Raw genomic sequence first — 11,240 nt, 5'->3', positions numbered from 1 at the left:
CCTTACTGGCTCGCCGCAGTTGCCGGCGGCGCATCGTTGGTCACCCGCAGGATGCCCCACAGTCCCGAGAGGTTGCCGTAGGCGGCATAGTCGCGGAACAGGTAGTCACCTGGCACTGCGTTGGCGCCACCGGCACTGGGCAGCATGAAGCTGAAGTGCGCCGCCGGCAGTACGCTTTCCTGGGCGCCGATGTACATGGCCATCGGGTTGAAACCGAAGCGTACCGAACCGATGCCAGGCAGGTTCATCGGGTAACCGTCGAGGTCGTTCTTCTCGGCCTGGTAGTTGTGCAGCGGCCACAGGTGACCGTCGAGCTGGTAGGTGATGCCACGGCTGCCACCGCTTGGCATCAGCACATGACTGCGCACCGGCTGGCCAGGCTTGGCATACAGCACCGGGGTTTGCGGGTCGCCGCCGACCAGTGCGTTGCTGTAGGCCATATGGGCATTGGGCACATCGGCGAAGCCGAAGCCGTCGGCATGGCCGAACGGTGCGTCCGGTGCCAGGCCGAAGCGCAGCCACAGCGGCTCGGTCTTGTAGTTCAACGCCATGTTGCCGTTGTCCTTCGGATCGCCCGGCACGCCGTTGCCTTCGGTGGCGATGCCCTCCACCGGGCGGCCATCGGCCCAGCGCATGTTCATCGAGCGCTGCCACACCGTAACCAGGTCGCGGTAGTCGGGCTGGCCGCTGACCTTCACCGTGGCCTGGGCGCGGCTGGCGTTGTCCTCGGTCCAGGTCGCGGTCTGCGGCAGCACACTCATGCCGGCGACCAGGCCCTTCTGCGGCTGCTTGATGACATCCGCCGGGGTCAGGTTGAGGCCACCGAATTCGATCGGCGTGGTGTTGATGTTGTCCACCGTGCGGCCCAGTTGCAGCAGCGGTTTGCCTTCGCGCTCCAGGTGGCCGGCGTAGTACTGGTACACCCGGCTCGGGTAGGCGCCACTGTTACCCGCCCGGGGCGGCACGGTCTGCACTGGGTTGGCACCGACGTTGACGCCGTCCGACTTGGTGATGTCGTAGGCCAGCAGCTGCGCATGCAGGCCCACATGGCTGGACGGCCGCATCAGGTTGTTGTTGAAGGCGGTGGAACCTTCGCTGTCGAAGCGGTCGCGCTTGACCACGTTCTGCATCACCGCTGTGCTTGGCAAGTCAGGCATCACCTGCGGCAGGCGGTTTTCCAGGGTGATGCTGATGCAGTCGCCGGCATTGGCGCGCAGCACCAGCGGCTCCACCGGGACACCGGCCTTGAGCTTGCCGGTGGCCGGGTCGAGGTCGGCCTTGCGCACGTACAGCACGGCAGTCGGGTCATGCAACGGCGCGCTGTGGCCACCGACGGTGAAGGTGGTGCCGTCCTCCTCGTCGACCACCGTCACCTGCGGGATGCTGGTGGTACGGCTGTTGAACACCAGGGTGCCGCCATTGGCCTTGAGCGGGCCGCCGACGTGCTGACCGATACCGGCGGGGTCGTTGATGCTGACGCCGTTGCGGTTTTCCAGGATGTCGTTGGCCAGTGCGGCGACGATCTCGTAGCTGCGCTTGACCGTCGGGCGGGTGCCGATGCCATTGGCGTTGGCCGTGGTTTTCGGGCAGATGCCGTCGAAGTTGACCGTGTTGCGCATGGCCACCGGCTGCGGGTTGTTCGGCAGCGGGAACAGGTCGGCGCGTTGCGCGGTGTAGTTGCGCATTACCCCCCAGATGCCGTTCCAGTAGCCTTCCAGGGCCGCATCCATGCTGTACAGGTAATCACCGTTGGTGGCTGCGGCGCTGGAGATCATCGACACCGGCGCCATGAAGCCCATCTGCTCGGAAATGCCGATCATCTGCGAGGCCTTCCAGCCCGAGTTGGAGCTGTTGCCAAAGCCGGAGCCGTTCTGCAGCCACTTCACACCGTGCAGGGTGACGTTGTGCTCCTCTTCATGACCACCAGCGTGCAGGCGCAGGCGCACGTTATCACCGGAGTAGGTACGCAGCATGGGCGTGAACGGGTCGCCCGGCTCGCTACCGGCCTTGTTGATGTTCGGTGGGAACAACGTGGTGCCGCCGGTTGGCCCGACTGCCGAAGTGATCGCCGAAGGCGCCAGGTTCATCGCCGGGATCGCCCGGTCGGTGCGGCTCTGCAGGGCGTAGCTCAGGTCGCCGCCCAGGCCGTCGGCCTGCATGCCGCGCTTGCCGTCCGGGCCGACCTTGTTCGGGTCGAATACACGCAGGGCCAGCGGCTCGTTGCGGTAGTTGACGACGAACATGCCGGGGTCATCCACTGAAATGGCCTGCGGGCATGGCCGGCTTGGGCAACCCGGGCTCAGCCCCCCGCGCGACTCGACCACCGATTCGAGCAGGTTGGAAGCCTTCTGCCGCACGGGCGGGTTGATGGCGTAGCGGAAGCTGTCTGCGGTGGCCGGATAGGCTTGGCCGTTGGGCACGCCATCCGGGCCGGCGCCGACGTACACGCCCGCTTCATAGGCATGCTGGAAGTCGCTGTACTCCAGGAAGAACTCGCGGTAGCTGTCATTCTTGCCGTCGCCGTCATGGTCGCCGGTCTGGATTACTGCCTGCCACGAAGTCGGACCGCCGTCCTGGCGAGTGCCGGGGTTGTACAGCTTTTCGCCGGTTTCGGCGTGGTACCAGGTGGAACCGGCCGGCTCGGCGAGCACGGTGGCGTACAGCCCCAGTTGTTGGTGAGTCGATGGGCCAAGGTGGTCATGGGTGAAGATGGTGCCCAGGCCCCGGTCGACGTTATGCACGTTGACCAGCGGGTCGGCGAACCAGCGTTGCATGGCGGTGCGCGCGCCCAGCCAGTCGGCCCGGCCGAAGCGGCCGAAGTACGGGTGCTGCTTGGCGGACGGGCACGCGGCTGTGCCGTCGCGGGCATCGCCCTCGGTGCAACCATTGAAGCTGCGAATGGCATGCACGCGCTCCACCACGCTGCCGGGCGAGAGGATGCCGTCTTCGTAGTTCCAGCCGTTGGCCGAGCCGTCGGCGGCGGTCAGGTCCCACTTCGGCAGGTGGATGTGCTGGCCGATCACGTCGGTCGGCGTGCGCACCTGGTAGTCGTCCATCTCGTAGTACGACGGGATCAGGTTGGTGTGGGTGTACATCGTGCAGTCGAAGGTGTTCATGCGCATCACCAGCGGCTCAGGCGGGCGCTGCTTGGTGATCACCGGCCAGGCATCTTCCCAGAGCGCCAGGATGCGCGCCTGCGGGAAGTGGTAGCCAACCTTGTTGTACACCGCGTCGAACTGGATGTTGGCGCCTTTGTAGATACGCGGGCGGTCAGCGGTGAAGGTGGACGCGCCCCGGAAGTTCATACCGGTGAGGCTTTCACCGCTGACGAACTCGCCAACGCCCGAGGACTGGGTCAGGCGCTTGCCGCGGTCGTCCATGCAAGGTTCGTAGAAGGGGGCGCCTGCGGTCGGCAGTGCGCCGTTGGTACGAAAAGCCTTGGCGACCGGCTGACTGCCGGGGATCAGGGCAAAGCTTGGGTGCTCGGCCTTGGCGTGAAACTGCATGGCGGCCTGTTCGACGTCGGTGCCCTCTTCCGGCAGGTAGATCGGCTTGGCCTTGTGCACCACCTTGGAAAAGTCGAGCTTGGTGGTGGTGGTCACCGCCTCACCGCCGGCGGAAACCCCATCCAGCGCGTGGCGACCGAGGCCACCGTCCCAGCCGTCGACCTGGTTCGGATCGAGGTTGGCCCACAAGGCCTTGCCACTTTCCTTCAACTGCTTGGCCAGGGCCGGATCGAGCATGTCCAGTGGCGGAGTTGGCGGGCGGTTGCCGACGCTGCTTTCCATGCCGCCGATCCAGAACGGGTAGCCGGGGTTCTTCAAGCTGCCATCGGCGTTGCGGTTGGCCTCGCTACGGTCGACCAGGGCCAGCGAGCCGACTGCCTTGGGCACGGTAGGCTCGTGGGCGTGGTCATCGTCGCCCTCCACTTCGGGCGCATCGTCATTGGCGGCCACTTGCTCGGTGGCAAGCTTGGGTATCACCACCACCTTGCCTGGCATCGGTGCCATGGCCTTGCCAGGCAACGGGACGATGGCCGGGATCGGCGTACCCGCAACGATCTCGCCATCGGGCAAGGCCCGCGCGCCGACTGCCGGCTTGCCACTGCGCAGGGCGAAGGGTGTGCTGTGGTAGCCGTTCTGGCCTAGCCCGCTGACTTCCAGGCGGGTGCCTTCCTCGAACACGTCATGCACCCGCCACATGGCCCACATGCCCTGGGCAAAGTGCGGGTAGAAGTGGCAGTGGTAGATGGCATCGCCAGCCACGCGGTTGCGGTTGCCCGAGCCGCCGTTGGCGATTTCGTAGGTGTAGCCAATGCCCGGCCCGATGCCCTGGGCATCGATGTAGTCAGAGTTGTCATCGTTGGGGTTGAACAGCCACTGGTGGCCATGCAAGTGGAAGATGTGCTGCTCGTGGCCGTTGTGGGTGTTGCGGAACTTGGTGAAATCGCCGATGTAGCTGTGGTGCACGTTGGCCGGCTCTGCCGGGTACAGGGCCATGCTGGCCTTGACCCCGGTGGCGCTGGCCGGCGGCACTTCACCTGGGCGGATGTGTTCCAGGCCGACGTTGGCCGGTACATCGACCAAGGTGCCGATATCGCCCACGGTATGCGCGCTGAGGAAGAATTCCTCGTAGGCGCACGACAGGCAGTCATGCATCGGCCCGACGCCCAGGCGGTTGGCCACCACTTCTGCGCCCATGCCACCCGAACCGTAGTTGATCATGAACGAATCGCGGGTCGGCTCCAGCACATGGCCCATCACCGGGTCGGCCCAGTAACCTGGGAAGGCCTGAGTGGCGGCCACTTCGTCGGCGAACTGCGAAGCGAAATCACGGAACGCCTCGAGGCGGTTGGGCAGTGCCGGGTTGCGCTTGCCGATGCTCTCCAGCGGATAGGTGGTCTTGGGGAAACTGCCGTCGGGGTTGGGGCCCATGACGATGGCATCGGTTTCGCTGTTGAGGATTTCATTGCCGTCGACCATGGCAATGATCGGCTTGCCGGCCTTGCCTTCGCTCAGCCACGGCTCGCTTTGCGGGTACCGTGCCTGGTAGTCGATCACCGGCTGGCCGGTTGCCGTGCGGCCGGTGGTTGCCAGGCGCATTTCTTCTTCAGTGAGGGTATTGCGGAAGGTTCGCCCACCTTTGGGGACAACCACCACCTGGCCGAACAGGCCGTTGGCCACGTTGCCGGCGCCACCCTGGCCGCCGAAGGTCGCGCCTTGGCTGGTTGCCGCGAACGCACCTTCACGCTCGGCAAACAGGGTGTAGCTGCGGGTGTTGCCCGGGGCCACCAGGAAATTGCCGTTGCGGCCGGTGTTGGAGGCGATGTCACCGATGCTGTTGACGGCCTGCATGCCGTTTACCTGGAAGCCGACGTGGCGGTCGGTCACCTGTTCATCGGCAACGAAGTTTTCACCGCCCTCGTTCTCGACTTCGGTTTCCGGGCCCTCTTCCTCGCCCTCCTCGCCTTCCTCTTCGTGGTCGATCCCGTGCTTGTTGGGGTTGGCCTTGTAGTCGAGGAGGTTGGTCAGGTTGACCGTCAGGCAATCACCGGCGGCCACCCGGAGCACGATCGGCCGCGGGCGCTTGTCGGGGCGCAGGGTGACCTTGCCCGGCACTGCCGCGCCGCCCTTGCTCAGCGGCACCTGGTGGTCGTCCACCACGTCCTCGCGCAGGGCGAACATCATGCCGTTGGCGTTTTGCGCGCCCAGGCGGTTGAACATCAGTGGCTGGTCCAGCGCCACCACATTGGCCACCAAGGTGCGCTGGCACTGCACGGCGGCCTCGGCGGGCGCTTCCCAGCCAAACAGGGCCAGGACGAATGATGTCAGGACGGGGCCTTTGGACGGGGTCGACATGCTGCACCTCCGGGACACAGGAAACACTGCGAAGAGGTCAGCAAGGTGTGTGCCACAAGGGAATGGCGTTTGATTTCAGTTAGTTAGAAATGGAAGCGGAACCGATTGGGGAGGATTACCCATGGGAATTCCCCGAATTGGGGGATGATAGGCATTGGCGTTTCGGGGGATTGAACGACTGCGCGATTACGTGTCGACAACTCCTACAATTTAATAGGAAGAGTGACGCTCCCCCAAGAATGGCTTCCTCGCTAGTGTTCGGCCTCAGCGTAATTGCAGCTGATCGTCGATTACCAGTCCGAGGAATCACCCGATGAATGACGCTACCGTGAGCCGCGCCGCATCGCCCCCTGCCTGCAGTGCACGGGTACCGATCCTGCCAGTGCGCTACGCCATCGTGCCACGTAGCGGCGCTGCCCCGCCCTGCCGCTACAGCGACTCCGGCTTCGCCCTGGAGCAAGGCTTCCCTTCACTGCAGCAGTCCGCCTACACCCTGCGCGCCCTGCGTCCGGGTTATGTCTACGTGTTCATGAAAGGCACCCAGGGCGAAAAGCTGGTCATCCACGAGTACGACGGTGAAGGTCAGTACAAGGAGTTGCGCCACCGGTGCCTGGAGCACTACCAACGGCGCGACCGCTACTTGTCCGGCCGGGCGATGGGCTGGGTCTGGGCCGACACCTGCGAGACCAGCGCCAAGGAAGTCTGGATCGCCTACAGCCCGCACCTGTGGAGCAATGCCGTGACCGCGCGCATCACCGGTTCGCTGGCCATGCGCAAACGGCACATGCGCCAGCTGAACATGGCCGAGTTGATTGCCGGCAACCAGGCGCCGTCCAACCAGGCCCATGTGCTGCCGGTCAGCGCTTTGCAAACCTGGGTCGAAGACTTCAAGCCGGACGCGCAACGCATGTCACTGAGCTGGAGCAGCCAGCCACGCACTTCGGCATTGCTCGCCGGCAGCCTGCACGCCGTTGCACGGCACTACCCTTACACCCAACCGAAGATCCCCGCCGTGGTGGTGCTCAGCGACGCCGAAGGCCTGGCCCTGGATCTGAGCCTGTCGGTGTCGGCCTACCAGCATCAGATGCGCGACCTGATGCCCTCCGAACAACTGCCCCATATCAGACCCGCGCAGGGTACCGAGCAGGCTGATGTACCGATGTGCTACCAGCTGGATGCCGAACGCCTCAGCCCGCAGAGCCGCGATTTCCACCATCGCAATCTGATTGCCACGTTGCTGAACAAGACCCTGGAAAGCATGTACCCACCCGACAACCCGTCCCTGGGCACGGCAGCCCTGAGGATACGCCCGGACAGCCGACCGAAGCCGCCTTACGAGGAACGCTTCCGGGTGCTCACCCACCCAGACTATTCCGAGCAGGGCCATCGACTGGGGCAGCGTATCGATACCGCCAAGTACCTCAAGTTTCTGGAGGAACGCGACGAACTGGAGTACCGCATCAGCCAGATGCGTGAACTGGCCTTGCAAGCCAGCAACGATCACGACGCCTGGCTGGCCACCGCCGAAGCCGGCCATCTGGATGATCCATATAGCCTGGCGGCTGCGCTGGCCTGCTATGACCGGGACGAACTCAGTTCCGCCCGCGGACTGGAAATGTCCCTGGCCCTGCTGATTCACCCCATGGGCCAACCCGTGCCCGGCACCGAAGACCAAGACCTGCGCTTCAAGCGCCTGGAGCGCTGGCTGGACCAGCATGACAGTCCGCTGTACGAAGCGCTGGCGCCCTTCAACCCGTTTCGCGACAAGGCCGACGCAATCGGCACCTTGCTCGGTGGCAGTGACAATGTCATCGAAGGATTGGTTGGCCGCTTCCCGGCCTTTGCCGGCATCACTGACCTCACGGCCCAATCGGTGAGCACCGTGGTGCTGAAGCGCATGCGCGGACAGACGCGCTGGGATGCCAGCAACAGCCTGCGCCAGCAAGTGCAAGCTGCCGCGCGCGAGGCCAATGCCGAAAAAGCGCTGGGGCTGCTGGCGGCGCGGTACAACATCACTGACAGGCTGATCCGCGAGAATCCCTTCAGCCAGGAAGTGGAGAAATACCTGAAAAGCGGGATGGCGCAAGTTGAAGAAATGAAGCAGTTGCGCATCTCGGGTAGTAGGAAAGTGACGCTGGAGATGACCACGACTTCACTGGTAAAGCCAACGTTGCTAGGGTTGCTCACTTCCGGTGTCGGGACGGGTTTGAATGCCGGAATGCTGTGGTTCAACATTTTCGCGCTTAAATCGGCTTACAACAACTTGCAGAAAAGCGACACACCGGAATATACCTTCGGCTTCGCTTCCTCAATCTTTGGAGTGATCGGCGCGGCATCCGCAACGCTGGTCAGCGTGCGGGCTACGCAGAAGGCAATCATGCTGAAGTTGGGTTCGACAATGCCAGGCATGGGATTTGGCAACGGTATAATCAAATTTCTAGGCAGTAATCTATCCGTCCGCCTATCAGGTTATCCATCAATATTTCTCGGCCTAACTTCAGATTCCTTGAGGGGCCTGCGTCAATGGCAAAATGGCAGTCTCGCCTCAGGTTTATATACTTTCACTGGAGGTATAGCAACTGCTGCTGGATCCGTTCTTGTTCTGGAGGGAAGCCTTGCACTTGCCGGACCGACAGTGTTTATTCCATTTGCAGGCTGGGCCGCTGCAGGAATAATACTAGCGGGCGCTGCTGTGATTGCTGCCGGGTTTTACCTCCATTCCAAAGCGCATGAACGACTCCACTCTCCAATTGAGCTATGGGCAAGCAGAAGTATATTCGGGACAAAAGAGAACGATGGCGAAATACGTGAAAACTTGAAATTAGACCTCAAGAATAAGCTCCCACCTTTTGTCAATATGCAAGAAGAAATTGAGTTATGGCATGCTGAATCTTATGCCCCAATATTGCTTACCGAAAAATGCACGCGGCAACTAGGTCTTGGAAAACTTACCACTGCCTGGAGAGACAACAACCAATGGCCAACACCTGACTGGGCGACTATTATCCACACCCAAGTAATCGAGGTGGCACCCACTGCGGAATTCACGATACTTTTGCGAGATTTCACATTGGAGGTAAGTGAATGGCAAGGAACATTGAAAAGCAAAGATATTGATGGCACCACCACAATTCTTCGCACCCCACCTAGCTGCTACCTTACCGAAGCAGGACTAGTCATTCATTACAAAGTCCAAGCCAAGCCTTCAACGACCCTATGGCTCACCATCAATTACTACGCAAACCAGGGCCCATACAACACTCCATCAACTGCAACATTCAATCTTGGGCGATAATCCTATGTCAGTAGCTTGGCTTTTCGGCCCTAACCAAAAAACAGGAATCACTCCACGAATTTCTAGCCAACTTATCGAAACCACATCTTCAGTGATGCACCTGAGAAACCCTTGGGTCTCAGACTCCGTGTTCATGGGAAAACTTTACACAGCGATGATTTTAGGTACAGCCATTTTCTCTTACTTTACTCTCACCGACGCAGAAATTGACTACTCACTGGAAGGTGGAGACATATTTATTGTCGCATTACTACTTCTACCCCTCACCTTTTCTCCATTTCTAGCCTATAGGATCTTCTTCATACGAAACCTCTCCACGATATATCTTAATAGATTGACAAAAAAATTTACTACCGACGTGTTGCCAAGCTTATTATTTTTGACTGGAAGTCCATCGGTGCAGGCTTATTAAAACGTACCGAATTCAGCGGCTCATCCTTCAGCACCAGTTACGCACTGGCATTCGCCCCTCGCCGAGAGGACGGCAGTCTTCACCAAGAAGACTGCCTCTGGATCGATAGCAACGAGCCCACCGAATCCGACGTAAAATACGTCGCCGAAGTCTGGGAATACCTCCGCCATTTCATGGACCACGGCCACGACAAACTCCCTCCACCAGGCGAACCCAACTGGTGGCACAGGCCGTTGCACGCCATCTGCCTCACTCCCTCAGAAGCCTGGAACCACTACGCCCCCTGGCGCACCGGCGAACCCGGTGAAATGCAGGGCAAGAAGAACTGGCAATTGCCGTTCTGGGCCGTGCTGTTTCCCTACAACCTTTCCGTAGCCATATGTTGGTACGTGATATGCCGTCTCTTCAATGTGCGGGCAGCACCTGCACCACCCGAGGCGTTTGAAGAGGCGCCGGTTCAATCCACCAGGCGCAAACGCAAATAGACCGAACTGCACTGTACAGGGCCGCCATGCGGCCCTTTCGTCGGCACACCCCACAAATCCCCTGAAACAAGTTGAACATCTGCCTCCAGTAAGCTTCCAAAAGATGATACGTGCCATCCTTTTGCCAGGAGCCTGCCGCCTATGCCCACCCAACCTTTCCTCCTGTGCCAACGCCCAGGAACCCAGCGGCCATGAAGATGCCCGGCCGCGCGCCCAACTCCAGCCTGCAGCTCGACTACGTCCGCGACACCTTGTTCGGCCCGGTAGCCCTGAGCGTGGAATGCCAATGTCAGCTCGCCGCCCTCAACCTCCAGGGCCGCCCCGCCCTGCGCCTGCATATCTGCCCGCCACTGCCGGACAAGGTCGAGCGCGCCCACAGCGTGGCGTTCGTCTGGGATGGGCGCAGCTACCGCGGGGTGGTCCGTGACCAGGGCAAATGCGGAGATGGCGGCCTGAACCTGTTGCTGGAGCTGCAGTAACAAGTCGATCAACGGCGACGCACCCGGATGAACCTGACGCAAACGGCGGATCTCCATACCTACAAGGCCCTGCCTTCTGGAGAACACCATGAACAGCCCGTTGCTCAAGCTCTTTACCCATCCCGCCGACGCCTGGATCGACATCCGCCGCGCCGAGGAAGACCACCCGCAACAATACCTGCCGCGCCTGTTGGTGCTGGCCCTGATCCCTGCCCTGTGCCTGTTCGTCGGCACCACCACCTTTGGCTGGAGCCTGGCCGCGGAAGACCGCGTGCGCCTGAGCATGGCCAGCGCCGCGCAACTGGCCGGGCTGCTGTATGCCACCACGGTGGTCGGGGTGATGCTGATGGGAGTGATGATTCGCTGGATGTCGCGCGGCTTCGATGCACAACCGACGCTCAATCAATGCATCGGCTTTGCGGCCTATTGCGCCACGCCGTGGTTCTTCGCCGGCGTGTTCGGCCTGGTGCCGATCCGCTGGTTGGCACTGCTGGCGCTGGTCGCCGCATCAGCGTACGCCACGGTGTTGCTGTACGGCGGCTTGCAGACCTTCCTGCGCCTGCGCAAGGAACAGGCCATGTTGTTTGCCAGCTGCGTGTGGGGGGTGGGGTTGCTGTTGCTGGTGACCATCCTGGTGTCGATGATCCTGTTCTGGAGCAACGGCCTGATGCCGGAATACGTGCGCCCGGCCAGCCTCGGCTGACCGGTGCA

4 protein-coding genes and 1 pseudogene are annotated in these 11,240 nt (G+C 61.8%); 4 read left to right on the top strand and 1 reads right to left on the bottom strand.

All coding sequences use genetic code 11. From position 1 onward, the window contains the following. Window positions 1-2: 2 nt before the first annotated feature. Window positions 3-5,858 (bottom strand): manganese-oxidizing multicopper oxidase MnxG, encoded by a 5,856-nt coding sequence (gene mnxG / locus C2H86_RS24020; RefSeq protein ID WP_159410157.1) that lies wholly within the window; start codon window positions 5,856-5,858, stop codon window positions 3-5. A 313-nt stretch (window positions 5,859-6,171) separates the two neighbouring features. Here mnxG and C2H86_RS24015 point away from each other — a divergent pair, with 313 nt between their 5' ends. The 4 genes and pseudogenes from C2H86_RS24015 (at window position 6,172) to C2H86_RS24005 (ending at window position 11,232) form a co-directional block, all read left to right on the top strand. Beyond that, window positions 6,172-9,153, top strand: coding sequence for a T6SS effector BTH_I2691 family protein (locus tag C2H86_RS24015; RefSeq protein WP_159410156.1), 2,982 nt, complete (start codon window positions 6,172-6,174; stop codon window positions 9,151-9,153). 4 nt (window positions 9,154-9,157) lie between these two features. Further along, window positions 9,158-10,050, top strand: a pseudogene (locus C2H86_RS28430) (DUF6708 domain-containing protein). A gap of 191 nt (window positions 10,051-10,241) precedes the next feature. Continuing rightward, window positions 10,242-10,529, top strand: a complete 288-nt coding sequence (locus C2H86_RS24010; protein WP_159410154.1) for a hypothetical protein — start codon at window positions 10,242-10,244, stop codon at window positions 10,527-10,529. Between the two features lie 88 nt (window positions 10,530-10,617). Then, on the top strand, window positions 10,618-11,232 hold the full coding sequence (locus tag C2H86_RS24005; protein WP_159410153.1) for a Yip1 family protein: 615 nt from the start codon (window positions 10,618-10,620) through the stop codon (window positions 11,230-11,232). The last annotated feature ends 8 nt before the right edge of the window (window positions 11,233-11,240 follow it).

The sequence above is a fragment of the Pseudomonas putida genome (assembly GCF_009883635.2).
In the GTDB taxonomy this organism is placed as follows: domain Bacteria; phylum Pseudomonadota; class Gammaproteobacteria; order Pseudomonadales; family Pseudomonadaceae; genus Aquipseudomonas; species Aquipseudomonas putida_W.
The sequence above is the reverse complement of the archived record's forward strand: the minus strand, read 5'-3'. Positions and strand labels throughout refer to the sequence as shown.